The sequence below is a fragment of the Zunongwangia profunda SM-A87 genome (genome assembly GCF_000023465.1).
GTDB lineage: Bacteria > Bacteroidota > Bacteroidia > Flavobacteriales > Flavobacteriaceae > Zunongwangia > Zunongwangia profunda.
Genome location: NC_014041.1, coordinates 984,944 through 1,004,983, shown reverse-complemented (window position 1 = coordinate 1,004,983; position 20,040 = coordinate 984,944). Strand labels below are relative to the sequence as shown.

The window sequence follows — 20,040 nt, the reverse complement described above, 5'->3', positions numbered from 1 at the left end:
TTTATTCTTCATTATAAATTCCTTTGGTTGTCATTACAATTGGCTTGATAGTTCCATCATCATTGTATTCCATTTTTTCAATACAGACAGATCTGCTATAACTGGAACCATCGGTCTGAATGCCTCCATTATGATAAATAAAATACCAATCATTATTAAATGCTACGATTGACTGATGGTTGGTATTGCTATTCCCTGCAATTTCATTTAAAATCCCTTTATATTCATAAGGCCCCTCGATATCTTCTGCCATAGCATAAGCTATTTTTTCTGGAAACCCAGTAGCATACGTCAGGTAATATTTGCCATTAGCCTTATGCACCCAGGGCGCCTCGGTAAATTCAAAACCATCAAAATCAATTTTCTTAATATCTCCTTCGATTTCGATCATATTGTCTTTAAGCCTGGCGTAATAACAAACTCCATTTCCCCAAAAAATCCAAGGCTGATCATCTTCATCGATAAAAATTGCAGGATCTATACACGTCCAGGAATGTGTAGAGGCGAAGCAATCTTCATTAGTTAATAATGGCTCTCCCAACGCATCTTTATATGGGCCTTCTGGTTTATCGGCTACGGCAACACCAATTCCATTCCAATTGGTACTAATATACCAGTAATACTTTCCATATCTTTTAGCAACGTGACCGGCATAGGCATCTCCACTGGTTGCCCATTCAAAATCGGTAATTTTTAATGGTACTGGATGTTCTTCCCAGGTTTTCATATCCTTAGTAGAAAACACGAGCCAATCTTTCATTTTATAACCTTGTTGCCCTCCTTCGTAATCATGCCCGCTAAACAACCATAACATATCACCTTCTACCAAAGCAGCCGGATCTGCTGTATATTTGTGGGTAAAAAGCGGATTTTGTGTAGGTTCAAAAATAAATGCAGAATCTGATTTTTGTTGTGCATGTAAGTTACCTCCATAGAGTATACATACAAATACGATAAAAAAAGTGTTTACTATTTTCATTCTCCTTCATTTAAAAGTTCTTTGGGTACACCACCCCATTTTTTTTGGAGTTTTTGTACTTCTTCTTTGGTAATCCCGATCACACTACCGTGACGTGGAAAAAAATCTTTTGTAAAGTTTTCTGTTTTTTCTGAAAAATTAAAAAGATCCTTGCTTCTCTGAAACTCGTAACGGCCACTGGAATATAGATCATACATCAGGATATACTGCTCACTATCATTTAGTTTAAAAACCGAAGAACCCTCTACAACTATATCTGAATTGGCATAGGAATCCAGATATTTAAAGTCTTCCCTCCAAGGTCCTTCTAAAGAGGTACTAACCGCCTGTTGTATACCATTTTTTATTTCTTCTCCCTTTTCGTTTTTAGTATTTCCTTTATAAAAAAGATGATAAATACCATCTTTATAAATAATATCGCCGTCAATTGCACCATATTTTGCCCGGAACATTAATCTAGGCTCACTTTCAAAACCGGTAAAATCTTTATTTGCATATGCACTATAGAAATCTAGATTATCCTGTCCTGAAAACCTTATGGTAAAATACACCAGATATTTATCGTTATCCTTATCATAAAATGTTTGCGGTGCCCACACCCATTGTACATTTTTAAAGGTATCAGGATATTCTTTTTGAAAATCTATGGCATTAGCTTCCCAGTCTGTTAAGTTTTTGGAGTGCATTAAAACGATTCCAGGATTACTTCCCCAGCCATGTTTTATGGTAAACATATCTGTTGCTACTATAAAAAACTGACCATCATTTCTTAGAATATGAGGATCCCGAATCCCTCCAGAATTAGAAATAGTGTCTGAGCCTATAATGGGTTGGTTACTGTTTAAAGCTTTCCAGTTTTGGGCATCTGCGCTCACCGCAAACCTTAATTGTTCCTGCAGTTCTCCCTTTCCTGTTCCTTCAAAGTAGGCAAAAAGATAAGCATCCATTTTATCCTGAGCAATTGATAATTGCGAAAGGAATAACAGGACTAAAAAACCAAAGTTTAGCTTCATGAAGGTGTGTGTTTTAAAATTCAAAATCCCAATGACTGGCTAAATTTTCAGCTTCTTTTTGAGTAAGATGAATTACAGCGCCATGTTTAGGAGAAGAAAAATTAGTGGCTTTCATTTTACCTTCATTAAAATGTCCCAGGTTTTTGAAATCATTAAAATCGGTAGTCTCCAAAAAACCAAAATTATGTGGTTGAATTCCGTATATATCATACATCAAGATCCATTTATCTTCACCAATAATTTTCCAAAGGTTTGGAGCTTCACTAGCCTCTGGCTCTTCATCGATCCATTTTTCCTGGTAGTTGTACCCCTTATTAATTTTAGAGGAAATCGCCTGCTTTATTCCCGGCGTACCATCATGTGGTGTATAAAACATATGAAATTGATCACCAATTTGGCTAATATCGGCATCGATATAAGAAACCTCTTTTGGATACTCAAAGATCAATTTTGGTGGACTCATCAAACTATCAAAATCATCGTTAATGTATGAATAGTACATCTGATTACGCTCATTCCCCATTCGCATGGTATAGTACAGCATCAATTTTCCTTCTTTTTGATCGTATATAGTCTCTGGCGCCCAGGCAGCACCAACTTCCTTTAAATCAGGAAAAAACTGATCTAAACGAACCTTCGCATTACTCCAATTTATTAAGTCACTGGATTTCATTAGTACAAATCCGCGATTGTTTCCCCATCCATATTTCTCACCATCACGCTGCCATTCGGTTTCTCGAATGCCATCACGTTTTGCAAAAATATGAAGATCGGTCATTGCCAGATAAAAATTGCCTTCTTGACCACGGTAAATATGAGGATCTCTTATCCCCTTTTGTTCAGCAATAGTATCTCCGGCAATTACCACTTTTCCTTTATTGATATCCGTAAAACTTCTACCGTCTTTACTTAAAGCAAAATGCAGGCTATGATCATCATCTTTAAAATAAACCATAAGGTAAGCAGCCATTCTATCATTAAGTTCTTCTTTAGCTACTACCGCTTCTTCCCTGTTCCTCTCTACAGAATTTTCCCCGGAAGTTGATTGTTTACAAGAAACTATTCCGGAAAAGAGCATTGGCAAAGCAACAAAAACTGGAAAAAATCGCATCATTTATTGTAAAGGTGCTATTCCTTCTAAAGTTGGTTTAACTTCAATTATAGAACCATCTTCATTAAAAGTTAAGCTATCGATAGAAACTTCTCGATGAAATCCGGCGGCTCCTCCCATAGCTTCTCCTTTAGGGCGTGTAAATCGATGATATACCAAATACCACTCATCTTTTCCTGGTACCTGAATAACCGAATTATGACCTGTAGCTAAAATTTCTTTTTCTACATCTTTTTGAATCACAATATTATTTTCAGGAATACTGAGCGGCCCAAGCGGACTATCGGCAGTTGCGTAACGTACTTTATAATTTGGACTTCTTGTATCATCTTCAGCCCACATAAAATAATATTTACCGTTTCTAAAAAAGATTTCAGCACCCTCTCTAAACGTATTATCTGGCGTTAAAACTATAGGCTCTTTACTTTTAATTGTTGTCATATCATCATTAAGCTCTACGACGGCTAAAAACCCATTTCCCCAATACAGGTAATTTTTACCTGTTTGCGGATCTTCAAAAATATCCGGATCTATATTTTGTCCTCCATTTATTCCTCTTGGCTTCTCGGAAATTAATGGCGCTCCTGAATCTTTAAATGGTCCTTTAGGGCTATCTGAGACTGCTACCCCTACTTGCTGTCCCGCTGTAAAATAATAAAAGTACTTATACTCCCCATCGATTTTCTTCTCGATCATTGTTGGTGCCCACGCATTTCTACTGGTCCATTCAACATCTTTCTCTAAATCCAAAATTACTCCTTCATCTGTCCAGTTTACTAAATCTTCAGAAGAAAAGGTTTTAAAATAAGTTCCAGACCAACCGTCAAAGCCATCGCTGGTTGGATATAAATAGTATTTTTTATCTTTTTCAGAATAAATAATTTCAGGATCAGCATAATAGCCTTCAACAACAGGGTTATTGGCTACAGCTACCGTTACCTTAAAACTTGTAGTCTTATCGCCATTGGAAACTTCATAAACAACGGCGCCGTTAGAAAAATCCTGTGCTCCTTCAGGAGAAACTGCAACGCCGGGAAGTACTTTAAAATCAGGATTAAAACTGCTTAAATCTGTCCCATATTTTACAGGAAGATAAATCGTATTTTCATCGCTTTTAATAACAATATTATTGGTTTTTACAGCAGGATTTGAAGTACCTGTTATCCCCACCAGGTCATTCGAAGGAAAAGCTTTTAATAAATGCTGTAATTCTTCAGTTGTAATGGGCATAACGGTACCATGTCTTGGATGAAAATTCATAGAAATATCTTCATCAATCACTTTGAAATTTTTAAGGTCTTTACTTTTTGTAAATTGATAAGTACCACTGGTGTACATATCATACATTAGAATATAATCTTCACTGTTGTTTAGCTTAAACACACCAGATCCTTCTACAGCTTTATCGGTTTGATCTACATTCCCCGGTTCAGCCTTATACCCTGAAGTTAAGGAATCTGAAATAGCAACCTTTATCCCTTTATCTTTATCTCCTTCGGTTTTATAGAACAAATAAAACTTGTTGTCTTTTTTAATAATATCGCCATCTATAGAAGCCTTTTCATTAGGGTTAAAAAACAACTGTTTCGGCGCACTTTCCAGTCCTGTAAAATCTTTGTTTACATAAGCGTAATATATTTTATCATAACTTCCCGGCTCTAGCATCGAGAAATAAACCATGTATTTTTTAGTTGCGGGATCGTAAATGGTTTGTGGCGCCCAAACACGCATTACCTCTGAAAATTCTGGATAGGTTTGTGGAATATCAATTATAGAACTGGACCAGCTTATCAAATCATCAGATTTCAATAACGTCATCGCTGTGTTTGTCCAACCTTTTTGGGATAAAAGATCTGTTACGACCATATAAAAACCACTACCATCTTCTTTTCTTAAAATATGAGGATCACGAACACCACCACTCCGGCTTATTGAATCTGAAGCTATAACAGGTTTGTTATTATTTAATGCGTAGAAGTTATAGCCATCATCACTTACGGCATAACGAATCGCCTCTTCTCCATCGCCATTCCCAGTAAAATAGGTAAATAAATACGCAGTATATTCTTTTTCTTGCTCTCCGCCTGCACATGAAAAAAGTATGACAGAACATAACAATAAGACAAAAAACCTTGAATTAAATAAGAATTTGATATTCATCGTGGTGGATTTTCAGATTTTACTAATTAAGTGTTAAATATACACTTTTTATTGAAATTAGAATAGTTATTCCTCAAACTTTATATTTATAACGACCAGCTCTCTTTCCAACGAATTACTGGTTTGTTGTTTTCCCACTCAATCGGTAACCAGATATAACGGCCATCAATATGATTTTTTGGCCTCCAACGATCGGCCATAAAAATAAAGGTATCCTCCTTTCCCGCTACCGGTAATATAAAAGTACTCTGGGAAAAGAAAGTTTTATCGCCATCCTCTCCTTTTGCCGGATTTCCTAATTTCTCCCACGGCCCCATGATAGATTTAGCGCGAAAAGATCTTGCTGCATTGGGATCCCAACCGGTTAAGCCTGAGGTGATCATATAATAATACCCGTCTTTTTCAAAAACTGCAGGCGCTTCATTTTGCCCCCCTGGTTGCATACGTACCCATTCCCCGGTAAAATCAAGATAATCATCTGTTAATTTTGAAATATGTAGCGTTTGATTTTCCTCTGAAGAGGTAATATGATAGGCTGTACCATCTTTATCAATATAAATGGTCATGTCACGAGACATTTGTCCTTTTTCAAAATCACGGCGAACAAACATCCCCTCATCTAAAGCTTTTTTCCATTTTGGTGTCCACCATTCTTTTGGGTCGCCATCTTTTGGTGTTTCTTTCCATACTTCCTTAAAATTTTTTGGCCATTCACCAGCATTTGGACGATACGATTTCAAATATGTAAATGGTCCGGTGGGAGAATCACTGGTAGCTACCCCGGTTCGGGCTGCGGCGTAGCCTTGTCCTTTTAATTCCAGATGAAACCACATTACATATTGCCCCGTTTTTTCATTGAAAACAACTTTTGGACGTTCCATCACACTACCTGAAGTAATTTCAGAATCCGGATCTTTAGCCACTGAAAGAGCAACTCCTTCATTTTTCCAGTTATATAAATCATCTGATGAGTATACAGTAATCCCTACTCTGGCCAAACTGGATTTTCCTTTGTGCTCTCCATACCAGTAATAAGTACCGTCTTTAAACATGATGCCACCTCCGTGTGCATTAATGTGATTACCATCAGTATCCTTCCAGATTTCACCAGGATAAAATGCCGTATAGTTAGGAGCCTTGGATTGTGCTTTTCCGTTGATACTGAACAAAAACGCAGTTATAATAAGGAAGTATTTCAAATTCATAGTTTTTATTTTTTGAAGGATTAATGAGCGTGATCTATAGGAATGTTTTCCCCTCCCCATATTTTCTTTTGGGTCCATGGTTGTGAGGGTGATGTCCAGAATTCATCATCAGGAGAAAGCCCTAATACAAGAAAAGCTTCTGTACATAAATAAAGACTTCCAGTTGAGATATAGCCTTCTCCAATATTATTTTGATGCCCTACAAGTCCCACCTGAAGCCAACCTTCTTTATCGAAGGTTCCTTTTGCTTTAATTTGTCTTTTTATCATGGTATATAAAGCTGATCTAACCTGAGAAGGTGCTATCTCTTTACTTAAATTTTTCCATAAAGCAACCTGAGAAAGTGATTGAAAAGCACCAAAACGATAGGCTAAAGATCTACCAATTGGCGGATATGTTCCGGTAGGGGAAATTAATCGCTCCTGGATGCTGGCATACCTTTGCGCTCTTTGCTGCACTTTTTTAAAATCTTGTTTTCGACCAACTCCGGCTTCATCCATCACTTTTAGAATGTCCAATAGCATTGGCTGAATCACAAAACTATTATAGTAATCCCAGTGAAAATCTGGGCCATCACCATACATCCCATCGCCCAGATACCATTCCATATGTTTATTTATGGGGTAAGTAAGTCGAACCATATCTGCCTTGCCATCAAATTTTAATAAAGCGGCTTCGATCATTCCTGTAAAAAGTAACCAATTACTGTAGTAAGGTTCGATATCTCTAGACGATTTTAGCGCTTTTATGACATTCTTTTTTGTGGTTTCTGAAAGTGGCTCCCACAACTGTTTTGGCGCTCTAAGTAAACCCTGAGCAAAAAAAGCAGCATCTACCAAAGGCTGGCGATCTTTATTAAAATTCATAAAATCTGCCGATTCGGGATCGGTCGCTTTATCAATAGCCAGTTGCGCTAATTCGATATATTTTTCTCTAAATTTTCCTTCTTTAGTATCATCTGGTCCAAGCTCCAACCAGGGAGCAATCCCCGATAAGGTTCTTCCAAAAGCCTCTAGATAAGTTACATGAGTACGATCGTCCCAGGCACCAGGTGAACGTTCTATAGGCATACTTTCTTTTAATTTTCCTTTAGCCAGATTACTTAAAACAGGATCTGCTATTTTTACTAAGGAATTCACATAGAATTCTCGTACTTCTTTAGGAGAAGACTCTTCAACTTCCTGAGCACATAGGTTCAGGCTGATAAAAAGTAAACTAATTAAAAAACTAAGATTGGATATTTTCAACATAAATTATTTTTTCTGGTAGACTCTTACATAATCAACCTCATATTTCCTTGGAAAAGTAGTAACCGAAGGATCACCGCCATTACCTCCTATAGCAAGATTCAGTAAAATATAATGCGGTTGATGAAAGGGATTAAACCCGTCTGGATTCTTAGTTTCAGAAAGCGATATCGTGTTTAGCAATTCGTCATCCAGATAGATTTTAATAAAATCTGTAGTCCACTCCATTTTCCACACATGAAACTTCTCCGCCCATTTTGGATCTTTTTTCAGAAATTTTGAAAAAGGAATTTTCTCACTATCCCAAGACACATAAGAGGTTGCTCCTTTCCATGCGGCATTGGCCAAAATTGCAGGTTTCTGGTCGACCAAATAATATTCCATAACGTCAATCTCTCCATTAGAAGGCCATCCCTTTTCTATACCAAGAGTCCAGATCGCCGGCCACATTCCCATTGACGTATCGATCTTGGCTTTTACTTCTAAAATACCAAATTGAAAATCGAATTTACCCCTAGTATTTATGCTTGCTGAAGTGTATTCTGCAAATTCCCTGCTTTCTTTCCAATTGTTACTTTCAGGGTTAAAGCGATCATTTTTTACTGATTCTTTTTTTCCTAAAATCCTCAGGTTGCCGTTTTGAATAATAGCATTTTCGGATTGATACCATTGTAATTCTTCATTCCGCACAAAACCATTTTCATAGCTCCAAAATTCAGGATTTGGTTTATTTCCCTCTTCAAACTCATCAGCCCAAAGCAATTTATATCCATTGGGAATAGCACTATGATGCTGAGCAGCACAAATTCTAGAAAATAGTATTAAAATCAGTAAAATCGATACTTTTTGTAGCATATTCTATTATTCTGAATCAAAAATGACAATACGAAAGGAATCGCAAAGACTGTTTATTTTAGCTTCAACCAATTATTCATTATCAAGTAAACTACCTCAGGCAAATCCATGAGTCAGTTATTAAATTTATTTCTCCCCTCGGGATCTTTCCATTGATGTATTTGATCTCGATTATTAAGTAAACTATCCCCAAAGGAAATTAATCCATGTTAGGGTATAGTTCCCAACTCACACTGTAATATCATTAGAATCTATTTTAGAGTCTAACTCTTAAATTTAAGATTCCATAAAGTTTCTTATTGCTATACCAATTTTAACTACTAGTCTATTAAAGAAATAATATAGGAATATTGATAACTATTATCTTCCAATCGGTACTGTTGATGCGGATACCGTCCCCAGGAATCATCACCACCAAGGCCACGCTGTTTCAGGTCGATATGTAAAAACACCTTATCCTGAACCGTAATATCGGTAGGGTGACGTTGGGCTTTCCCTTCCCCCGGATCCAGATCCTCTGTCGGTATATTCAATGCGCTAAAGCCCAGGGGTTGTTCCCCGGTAATCTGTAACCCGGCTCCCTTTTTATTTTCAAGTCGAATCCATCTCGCATCAGTTTTATACCCTGCTTCCTGCGGACGAATATACTCCCAGGTAAACTGGTTTTCTACCTGATCTTTATAAACTCCCATAAAAGCAGAGGTATTTCGATCGGAGTAATTCTCCCATGGACCGCGACCGTAATATTCCAGGTTGTCGTAATCTCCCGGCAGTACCATTCGCATTCCAAAACGGGGAAGTTCGGGTAAGTCTTTATCACTGTCTAAAGTAGCCGTAACTTTAATGTCACCATTGTTTTCGATAAAATATGCTACGGTATATGGCACGGCTACGCCACCAAGCTGATAGGTCACCGTAATTTGCTGCCCTTCTTTAGCTTTTTTAGCGACTTCAACATGGGTCACTGTAGCATTATGAGTCGCCTCTTTCCAGGCTTTTAATTTTTGTGGCATCCCATTCCCAAAATCATTATCGGTAGGTGCCCTCCAAAAATAAGGCTCCGGGAATACCGAGATTGGTGATTGCTGATGATCTTTTAAATGATAGGATTCAAAGCTTCCGGTTTTGGTATTGAAAACACCTTCGATTTTTTCTGTTGAAAACTGAAGCTGATCACCTTTCTTGCTTACATTTAGCTGTCCAGCAGTTGCGATATCAGCAGCATCAAAATAGGTGTTTCCCCCTACTTTGAACTGTTCTCTGGCCATCTCATGACCGGCAGGCACCATGGCTTTGGCCTTTTTGGTATAGCCATAAACACTTAAGAAATACTCTTTATCTCCTAATTCTGGTAAGGCTATCGTCACAGCTTTGGTTTTATTCGGCGCAACATTCAAATTGAATTCCCCGGTTTTTACGACCTGCCCATCGGCAAGTAATTGCCATTTAAAATCAAAAGCATCCAGATTGGTGAAATCGAATTTGTTGGTTACTTGTAGTGAATTCCCATCCAGCTCAAATTTGATGTTTTGGTATACTTTTTTAACTTCCTCTAAAGCCGGGTGCGGGGTACGATCGGCACTTACCAGACCGTTGGCATTAAAGTTTTGATCGTTTTGCAATTTCCCTGCGCCAAGATCACCACCGTAGGCCCAGAATTCCCTTCCGTCTTCAGTTTCCGCACGTAATCCCTGGTCGACCCAATCCCAGATAAAACCTCCTTGCATATGATCACTGCTATCGATAATATCCCAGTATTCCTGGAAGTTCCCGTTGCTGTTCCCCATCGCATGAGAATACTCACACATAATATAAGGACGCTCTTTGCTATCATCTTCGGCATAGGCCTTCATATGGTTAATCCCTGGGTACATCGGGCAAACGATATCGGTATTTCTATTCTCCCCGGCCTGCTCAAACTGCACTTTACGGGTGGTATCGCGCTTTTTGATCCAATCATAAGCATCATAAAATACAGGACCATTTCCACTTTCGTTTCCTAAAGACCAAACAATTATAGAAGGATGGTTTTTATGAAATTCTACCATTCGTTCAATGCGGTCCATATGTGCTGGTGCCCATGCTTCCAGATAGGCCGGGTGCTTTGATTTATCGAAGTTGCCCTGCCACTCGGCGCCCATTCCATGGGTTTCGATATTGGCTTCATCGACCACGTACATTCCGTACTCATCGGCCAGTTCGTAGATATACGAATCGTGGGGATAATGGCTCATCCGTATCGCATTGATATTGTTTTTTTGCATCACCTCGATGTCTTTACGCATCATCTCGCGGTCAGGTGTATGGGCTTTATCGGGATGATGTTCGTGCAAATTCACACCATTTACCGTAATGGGCTCGCCATTGACCATGAGTTGGGCATTCTTAATTTCAACTTCACGGAAACCGGTTTTCCCGGCCAGTGCGGCCATCTCGTTCCCTTTTTTGTCTAATAAACTGATCGTGTACTGATAAAGGTTTGGAAATTCATTACTCCATTTTTCAACATGGGCCAATGTTTTTGAAAAGCTTACTTGGGTAGCTTTTTTCCCTAATTCCTTTGTTTGGGTAAAGACTTGTTTTCCTGAAGGATCCAGTAAGGTGAATTTTACTTTTGGCTTCTTGATACTTCCTTTATCAAATTCTTTAAGTTTTACGGTAACGTTTAGCTCGCCATCATTGTAATCATTGCTCAGTCCGCTGGTTACAAAATAATCCCAGAGCGTCGTTTTAGGAACTGCCTGTAGGTACACATTTCGTTCTAAACCACTTAAGCGCCAAAAATCCTGATCTTCCAGATAGCTACCATCATGCCATCTAAAGACCTGTACCGCCAAAAGATTGTCACCTTCTTTTAGTAAGTTGGTAATATCGAATTCTGCCGGGGTTTTAGAGGCCTTGGTCATCCCAGCTTCTTTCCCGTTTACAAAAATCCTTGCATAACCTGAAATGGAACCAAAACGAAGGATAATCTCATGATCATCCCAGGATGTAGGGATGGTAAATGTTCTGCGGTATGTCCCTACCGGGTTATAAATTTCTTCATCCCCATCTTTGGAATTTTTATTGATCACCTCTCCATCTGCTGTTTTCTGATCTGAAGGAAACCCGATATAGGGTGGGTTTTTAGGGTGAGGATAGGTGACATTGGTATAGATAGGAAGATCGAAACCTTCCAGTTCCCAATTGGAAGGCACTTTAATATTCTCCCAGTCACTATCATTTAGAGAGGGGGCGTAAAACGCTTTTGGGCGCTCACCAGGGTGTGGTACCACATTAAACTTCCAGGTACCATTTAAGCTTTGGTACAGGGCTGAGGATTGGGGATCGTTTTGTAAAGCTTTTTTTGCGGAAGTGTAGAGTACAAAATCACTTCGGCCATCAAGCTTATGGCGGTCTACTTTAGTGGGATCTTCCCACTCGTTTTGCTGCGTATAGCCCACCGTAAACAATAACAACCCTAGTAGGCTTAAAAAGGTCTTTTTCATAGTTTTAGTATAATTCGATTTTCGGTTTTTTAAATTTCTTTATATCGTTTTAAAGCCTCAACAAAATAATAATCGCCATAAGTTAATGGTACGTCTACTTCAGTTTTATTAGGCATGTTTCCTACACCATGTTTAAGCAAAAATCCACCTAACTCGTCCTGATTTGCTAAATATTCAGGACTGCATAAGGTTTTCAACATTTGTTCAGCAGCTTTAAAATATTGCGTTTGATCTGTAAACTCATATAATTCTAATAAAGCCGAAGCCATCACCGAAGCTGCAGAACTATCTCTTAAATCATTTGGAATTTTATCAGTATCAAAATCCCAAAAAGGCACCTTATCTTCTGGAAGATTAGTATGATTTAATATAAAATTGGCGATATTTTTTGCCATTTCTAAATACTTTTCATCTTTGGTTGCCCGGTACATCACGACATATCCATATAAACCCCAGGCCTGTCCTCTTGCCCATGAAGACTCATCTGCATATCCCTGATTTGTAATTTGCTTTTTTACAGTTCCGGTATTTTCATCATAGATTACTTCGTGATAGGAACTATAATCATCCCTAAAATGATTTTGCATCGTAGTATTCGCATGATTTACTGCAATATCATAGTAGGCACTGTCACCACTATATTCCGTAGCCCAAAACAAAAGCTCCAGATTCATCATGTTATCTATAATCACTACCAAATCATCTTCCCCTGCTTTATTCCAGGAAGCGCTATCCCAGGATCTAATGGCTTTTACCGTATCATTATAACGTGTCGCCAGTGATTTAGCGCTATTCATTAAAATCTCCTGATACTCTGGTTTTGGATCAATACGGTTGGCATTACCAAAACTGCAAAACATCATAAATCCAAGATCGTGCGTAGAGGTGTTAGATTCTTCTCTCTTAAGATCTTCTAATATCCTTTCAGCTTCAATTTTTAAACTATCCTCACCGGTTTCTTCGTAAAGATACAAGAGCGTTCCCGGATAAAACCCGCTTGTCCACCAACCTGAATTACTGGATTCAAATTTGTTCTTTTTAGGATAAAAGGTCTTTGGGTACCTACTTTCCTCTAAGCTTTCGGACATTGCTAAATACTGATTAGCCGCTAACTGGTTTACTGAATCTATTTTTTCTTCGGAAATGCTTTTAGTTAATTCAGCTTCCGAAGATTCTTTTTCTTCAATATTTTTATTCTCTTTACAGGAAATCAGCGTGATCAAAAAAACAACAATGCTAAGTATTTTAATTGTATTTAATTTCATTAGGCTTATCTATAATTATTTATTACCTCGGCAAATTTGAAACTTCCAGTATCCGAACCTCTGTAGGTGGTGCCGTTGCAAGCCCCTCTCCATCCAACTGAGTGACTTTCTGAACAAAAACATGTAATTTTCCTTCTTTACCCCAAAGTTGCAAATCATAATTCGGTTCCCACTCGCCTACAGATTCTTTTGTAAGATCAATTACTCCCCAAGGTTTATTGGTATGCAACTGGTGATAGGCTAAAGAAACTTTGTTTTCTCTTTCCTGATCTCTAAACAAAAGATAAATCGTGGGATCATTTTTGGTTTCCTTAAGTAAAATATCCGGTCTTGAAATCGGAATTTTTTTAGTTCCCCCACCGCCTAATTGAAATGATGTGTTCCTAAAATTAGTATTTTCGTGCTTCCATTTTCCATCTTCCAGATAGATTATTTGGTAATCGGTTTTATTATTTTCTGTCCAATAAGTGGCGATAAAAGGGTTTCCGTTTGTATCGGTCGTCATAGCGGTTTGATTAATTAATCCGCTTTTCTGCGGAATCCTCCAGGCGTATTCAGCGGTTTCAGCTGTTACAGGCAGAGAATATTTTTCACCGGTCGATTTCTCCCAGGTTTTTCCACCATCTTTAGATCTGGCATAGGCCATATCATGATTGGTAGAAACGTCCCAGCTTTCACGCCACACCCATGATAAATGAATCGTTCCCTTTGTATCTACACTAGCTTGCCAGTAGGCGTTTCGCTCTCCTTCACCATCTATAAGATTCTCATGCAAATCTGTCCAATTTTGGGTCTCAATATTATAAAGTTTTGAAACCAGTTTACCTTCCCCGGATTGTCCAGATCTAAATAGGAAGAGAAGATTTCCATTTTTAAGATTATAAAATTGTGGGTAAGAAACTTTATTTTCATCCTTACCTGTCATCCTTGTTTTATCACCAAGTTGTGGACTTAAAATCGAGTCGCCAACTGCATAATTTAGAGGATTATCGTGGTGATCCCAGCTTACATGTAACTGTTTATTGCCGTCTACCGCAAGGCTTATCGAATTATGTGCATCTTTCGCATTGCCGGTAAAATCACTACTACTTAAATCGAAATTTGATGAATTGAGTTTCCTTTTTGCAATAATCATGTGCTCGTTATTATCGTAATATCCCAGAAATTGATACTCTCCCGCTGATGTTATTGCATTCTTTCTAAAAATTGTGGTATTAACCGAATTATTGGCCCATCCTTCTCCTACCTTTATATCCTTAGTTCTTATTGGAGAACATGAAGCTATAAAGAACAATAGCGAAAGGCAGATAGTAGGAGAAGTTTTGAGCATAATATTATTCATTTATAGGTTGTGCCCCTTCATTTGCACTTAATGGCCATCCCGGATTTTGATAAATTGGAGAAGTACTCAAATTTTTATTCTCAGAAGTGATTAAGAAATGTTGAATTGCAATGGGATCTAAATAGTGTGCCATAGCCCAACTGTAACCATCGTAAACCAATTCAGCTCCTGTTTGCTCATAAGGTCTTAGATATTCACTTCGATTGGGTGATGAAACAGTTGCATCTGCAACATCAAACTTTAAGTTCCCTTCATCATACCATTCCTGCATAGGGCCCCAAAGTTTAAAACCTTCAATATGATAATTATTATCAATTAACTGATCTAAAGCCCTCCATCTTTTAAGATCCATCCATCGAAGACCTTCTGCAAAAAGTTCATTTCTACGTTCTCTACGAATGTTGTATAATGTGGGATCAATAAGCTGTCCAGCAGAAAAAGCCCCCCAGTCTCCATTGGATTCTAATTGCATATTTGTAGCTACAATTGTTTTTTGAAAATCAGCATCAACTCCTGCTCTTTCTCTTATAGCTCTCCAATATCCGGATGCTGTGGCATTTATACTTCCTGTACTCAAATAAGAAGCTTCAATATAATTTAAATAAGCTTCTGTTGCTCTAAATACTAAGCTTCCTGTATATCCCTGGCCATTATTTGCCTGCGTACCATCATAATTCAAACCTTTTCTAATGGTGTAACCTGTAGAATACCCTTTTTCCCATATATTATTGGTGATGTCTGGTATAGGCTCTATTGGCGTTACCGAATTACCTGCCTGTTCGTTATATAAAACATTAACCTGTCCTGGCTGCTTTAAAAATAGCCATAACCTGCCATCTCGGTTATCCCTTACATCCTCTATATAATCATCTCCTGCATATCCTGAACCATTAGCGTAAATAGGTAATCCGTTCTCCATAAGAAAAGAATCTACCAGTCCTTTTGTCAAACCTACACCATAATTGCCAAGCATTGCATTTACAGGTACGTTATGGACGATACCCAATCCCTGATCATAATCTCTCCATAAAATAACTTCACTAAAATCTGACATATCTTCTGCACTAAACAAATCGAAATATGGATTTTGCGCATCGGAAACCGCTTGTTGTAGTACACCGTTATTTGGAGTTAATGGAAATGCCCCTGCTACTTCCTCAGCTGCCATTATTGCTTGATTTAGTAACCACTCAATTTCGGCATCTATACTTCCTGCTTCATATTGCCACCCCTGATTGTAATCTTTGTTTGCTCCAGGCCAACCAGGACCATTAGGAACAAAAGCTGTTCCTCTAAAGTTTTTTAACCAGCTTGCTTCATATAGCGCAACTCTAGACTTCATTAAAAGTGCCGCATAACTTGATAACCTGTTTTTATTTCCATCTGGCGAAGAAGGCATCATCATAGTGGCCGCAGAATCCAAATCTGAAATAATAAACCTAACCACCTCTGGGTGCGGTCTTCTCTCACTGGCTTCACTTAACACTGTTAGATCATCTGGTAAATCTTTTTTAAGAATAGGAAAATCTCCTAAAGACTGTACTTTATTAAAATATTCGAAAGCTCGAAGGAAATAAGCTTCTCCAATATAGTGCTTTACCCCACTTTCACTTCCTGTTATTTCATCATTGTTATAACGAGGCACCACAGTAGATAAAAAATAGTTTACATTTCGAATATTGCCAAAATCCCAACTTCCTCCACTTTGACCAACACGCCATTGGCCAGGAACATATTTATTATCATAATCCATATTCGCCATGTTATCGGTATCTGAATCTATACCAAATGTACCAAAGCTCCAATTCCCATGACTAGGTAATATTCCATATAAATTAATAGTATAAGAAGCTAGTTGCGATTCTTCAAATAAATATTGTTCTGGTGTAAGTTCAGATTCAGGAGGTCTTTCTAAAAAATCATCACTACATCCTATAAAGCTTAGCAATAGAGAAAAAACTGTTATTGAAATTATATACTTCTTCATCATTATTTTTTTAGAAATTGATATTTAACCCTAATGCAAAGGTTTTTGAAAGCGGGTAAACGTTCCCATTATCGTCTGGACCTCCATCAATAGTTTCAGGATCGAATACTCCAGACAGGTTAGTGCCTGTCCATAAATTCTCCCCAGAAACATACACTCTAAATCTGTTTATCCCTAGACCCTCCATTATTTCTGAAGGTATGGTATAACCTAATTGAATATTTTTCAATCTTATGTAAGCTGCATTTTGTAAATATTTAGTTTGAGTTTGCTGATTTTTTCCACTAAATACAGGTCTTGGATAGTAAGAGTCTAAATTCTGACCCAACGGATGATTGGCATCTGCCCTAAAATAATCCTCGTGCTCTACCAAGCCCGTTGACCACCATTGTCCTGAACTTGATGCTCCCCAGAAATAATAGCTTCCCTGGAAATAATCACGCTTCATTATTCCCTGAAAAAATGTTCTAAAGTCAAATCCCTTCCAATCTGCACTAAGGGTGAACGAAAAAGGAAATCTTGCACTGCTATTTCCGATTAACTTTCTGTCCCCTGGATCCTCCTCTGTCCATGAACCCGAATCAATTCTGCCGTCTCCATTAATATCTGCATACATAATGTCTCCTGCTGCCCATTGATTACCAAGTGCATCCTGACCACCATTGGGAAGAGAGGCCAAATGATTCTGCATTTCTTCATTAGTTTTTGCTATTCCCAAAGTTTCATATCCCCAAATTTCTCCTACTTTTTGACCTTCTCTATACCTGGATAGATCATTAATTTGATTTGGGTATTTCAATATTTCCGATTGGGAATCAGAAAGCATAATATCAATTCCATAACCTAGTCCATTATCCAATCGATCTTTCCAGGATAGACTTACTTCAAAACCATAAGTTTTAAGGTCTGTATTATTCGTAGCGGGAGAACCGGTTCCTAAGGTGGCAGGTAATTCCATACCTGGGCCAACCATATCATAAGTATAGCGAGTAAAGTAATCGAAAGAACCAGTAAACCGGTTATTAAACATAGCAACGTCTAATCCTACATCCCAACTTTGTACACGCTCCCATGTTAAAAATGTACTTACAAGTCCTGGAACTGAGCTTGTATTGGGTCTTAAGCCGTTAACCAGCCAACTTCCATTTGCGGGATTAAAAGGTAGCGTTACATAAGTTGGATACCAATCGTTGGTATTTTGATTACCTAATTCCCCCCAGGAGCCCCTAAATTTAAAGGTGCTTATATCACTGGAAAAATCTTCCCAAAAATCTTCTTTTGCAATATTCCAACCTGCAGATACAGAAGGGAACCATTGCCATCGCTTATCTGACTGAAATCTTGAAGTCCCGTCATATCTAATATTGGCTTCAAGTAAATACTTTTCTTTATAATTATAATTGAGTCGCGCGAAATAACCAGCAGTTGCCCAATTTTGAAATTGTCCAGAAATACTGGGTGCTACTACTTCTCCATTAGCATCTGTTCCCGAAGTTAAATCCAGATAAGGAGATCCCGGAACTAATATCCCATCTCTTCTACCACTTAAATCTCTATATTTATTTAACTCTGATTGAAAACCAACAGTTACTCCGAAATTATGTTTTTCGTTTATATCAAAATTATAGGTGCTGTAAATATTTGTATTGAAATAATTTTCCCGAAAAGCATACTCATAAACATGGGAACCGCGATTGTATAGGTAGGGCTCTCCATTTATATCATGATTGTAGGTTTGCTGGATGTCCCAGTGTCTAAAATTATTTTTTATACGGTAATTAAATTCTCCAAAAATTTCCCAACCATCCATGGGCTGTACTACAATTTGTGCTTGTTGATAATGAGAATCGTCTTGTTTTTCATCTCTACCTCCATCTCGCAATCCTAAAGCGGGAGAAGGGGATGAATATAAAAATCCGTTAGGATCATAAAGTGGTAAAATAGGCCATCCTTGCCTTGCCAAATCTGTGAATAGACCATCAGATAAATTTGATGGTCTTCCATAATCTTCTCTTATAAAACGGCTAGTATAATTAAAATCCAACCAATCAGTAATATTTGCTCTAATTTTAGCTGTGGTTGTATATCTTTTAAATTTATCCTGGTTAAATTCCATTAACCCATTTTGATCCAGATAATTAGCAGAAAAATAATAACTTACCGTTTCTCCTCCTCCCTGAACACTTAAATTATGTTCCTGAGAACCAGCTTTATCACGATAGATTGCATCATACCAGTCTACATTTGCATTACCCTCAGCATAACCATCGGCCCAACGTGCAGGATTATTAGGATTCACTATAATTGGAGCTGAAATTACTCCATTTTGGTAATCTCGTATTCTTTGTAATCGTTCATCACTAAAAATTGCGCCACTACCACCATTTATATTTGCATCATTAAAAAATAAAGCAAAGGTATAAGAGTCCATCATATCTGGAATATTAACTGGTGAACTCAGCCTAAAATTAGTACTGTAAGAAACTGACGGAGCTCCTTTCTTTCCATTTTTGGTGGTAATCAATATCACCCCAAATGCCGCTCTGGAACCGTATATTGAAGCTGCAGCCGCATCTTTAAGTACAGATACACTTTCGATATCCTGCGGATTGATGGTATTGATATCCCCCTGCATTCCGTCTATAAGAATTAACGGACCTCCCGAAGATCCCTCACCTATAGTGGTAATTCCACGAATATTGATAGAGGGTCTATTCTCTAAACTACCTCCACTACTCTGGCTAATATTAAGACCTCCTACAACGCCCTGTAACATTTGTGTTGCATTTTGTACCGGTCTGGATTCGAATGTTTCAGAATCGACCGAAGCAACAGCTCCCGTTAAATTTACTTTTTTCTTTTTACCAAACCCCACTACCACTACTTCCTGAAGTTCAGCTGTATCTTCTTTTAAGGTTACATTAATTGTGGATTGATCTCCAATCGTAATTTCCTGCGTAGCGAAACCAAGAAAAGAAAACACTAGGATCTTGCCCTTTTCTGCCTGGATTGTATACAATCCATCAAAATCTGTGACCGTTCCCTTAGAAGGATCACTTTTAATGCTTACAGTAACCCCAGGTAAAGGAATTCCATCTTCGTCCAGCACAGTTCCCGAAATAGAAACCTCCTGAGCAAATATGCTCATAGACAAAAACAGCATAAAAAAAGCAGATAACAAAAACCTGTAATTGTAAAATTTCATTTGCTGTATTTATTGATTTATAAGAATTAGTGAAAACGATTTAGTTCTAATCTAAATCGAAAAGCAATGTTCGTTAAATTCTGATAATACTATGAGGTAGCAAATGATACATTTAGAGGTACAAACTGTTCACCAAAAATTAAGAAACTATATATCAAACACTTATATAAATCTTTTTTTTGC

12 protein-coding genes are annotated in these 20,040 nt (G+C 37.8%); all 12 read right to left on the bottom strand.

Translation table 11 applies throughout. From position 1 onward, the window contains the following. Position 1: 1 nt before the first annotated feature. Positions 2 to 979, bottom strand: a complete 978-nt coding sequence (locus tag ZPR_RS04415; protein WP_013070417.1) for a glycoside hydrolase family 43 protein — start codon at positions 977 to 979, stop codon at positions 2 to 4. Further along, a complete protein-coding gene (locus tag ZPR_RS04410; RefSeq protein WP_013070416.1) occupies positions 976 to 1,992 on the bottom strand; it encodes a glycoside hydrolase family 43 protein in 1,017 nt (338 codons plus the stop codon). The genes ZPR_RS04415 and ZPR_RS04410 overlap by 4 nt, the downstream gene beginning before the upstream one ends. 13 nt (positions 1,993 to 2,005) lie before the next feature. Further along, positions 2,006 to 3,106 (bottom strand): glycoside hydrolase family 43 protein, encoded by a 1,101-nt coding sequence (locus ZPR_RS04405; protein WP_013070415.1) that lies wholly within the window; start codon positions 3,104 to 3,106, stop codon positions 2,006 to 2,008. After that, entirely contained in the window at positions 3,107 to 5,263 is a 2,157-nt protein-coding gene (locus ZPR_RS04400; RefSeq protein WP_041578672.1) for a glycoside hydrolase family 43 protein, read from the bottom strand. It abuts the gene before it with no gap. Positions 5,264 to 5,349: 86 nt separating this feature from the next. Then, a complete protein-coding gene (locus ZPR_RS04395; RefSeq protein WP_083759731.1) occupies positions 5,350 to 6,468 on the bottom strand; it encodes a glycoside hydrolase family 43 protein in 1,119 nt (372 codons plus the stop codon). Positions 6,469 to 6,488: 20 nt separating this feature from the next. Further along, positions 6,489 to 7,718, bottom strand: a complete 1,230-nt coding sequence (locus ZPR_RS04390) for a DUF2264 domain-containing protein (protein WP_013070412.1) — start codon at positions 7,716 to 7,718, stop codon at positions 6,489 to 6,491. A 3-nt stretch (positions 7,719 to 7,721) separates the two neighbouring features. After that, positions 7,722 to 8,570: a glycoside hydrolase family 16 protein gene (locus ZPR_RS04385; RefSeq protein ID WP_013070411.1), complete on the bottom strand. Its 849-nt coding sequence runs from the start codon at positions 8,568 to 8,570 to the stop codon at positions 7,722 to 7,724. Between the two features lie 320 nt (positions 8,571 to 8,890). Beyond that, a complete protein-coding gene (locus tag ZPR_RS04380; RefSeq protein ID WP_013070410.1) occupies positions 8,891 to 12,058 on the bottom strand; it encodes a beta-galactosidase, LacZ type in 3,168 nt (1,055 codons plus the stop codon). Between the two features lie 29 nt (positions 12,059 to 12,087). Continuing rightward, positions 12,088 to 13,323 (bottom strand): glycoside hydrolase family 88 protein, encoded by a 1,236-nt coding sequence (locus tag ZPR_RS04375; protein ID WP_013070409.1) that lies wholly within the window; start codon positions 13,321 to 13,323, stop codon positions 12,088 to 12,090. Positions 13,324 to 13,345: 22 nt separating this feature from the next. Further along, positions 13,346 to 14,653 carry a BNR repeat-containing protein gene (locus ZPR_RS04370; protein WP_148211651.1) on the bottom strand — a complete coding sequence of 436 codons (1,308 nt, stop codon included), beginning with the start codon at positions 14,651 to 14,653 and terminating at the stop codon, positions 13,346 to 13,348. A 4-nt stretch (positions 14,654 to 14,657) separates the two neighbouring features. Beyond that, a complete protein-coding gene (locus ZPR_RS04365) occupies positions 14,658 to 16,652 on the bottom strand; it encodes a RagB/SusD family nutrient uptake outer membrane protein (RefSeq protein ID WP_041578671.1) in 1,995 nt (664 codons plus the stop codon). 10 nt (positions 16,653 to 16,662) lie between these two features. After that, positions 16,663 to 19,857 (bottom strand): SusC/RagA family TonB-linked outer membrane protein, encoded by a 3,195-nt coding sequence (locus tag ZPR_RS04360; protein WP_201765799.1) that lies wholly within the window; start codon positions 19,855 to 19,857, stop codon positions 16,663 to 16,665. Positions 19,858 to 20,040 lie beyond the last annotated feature (183 nt).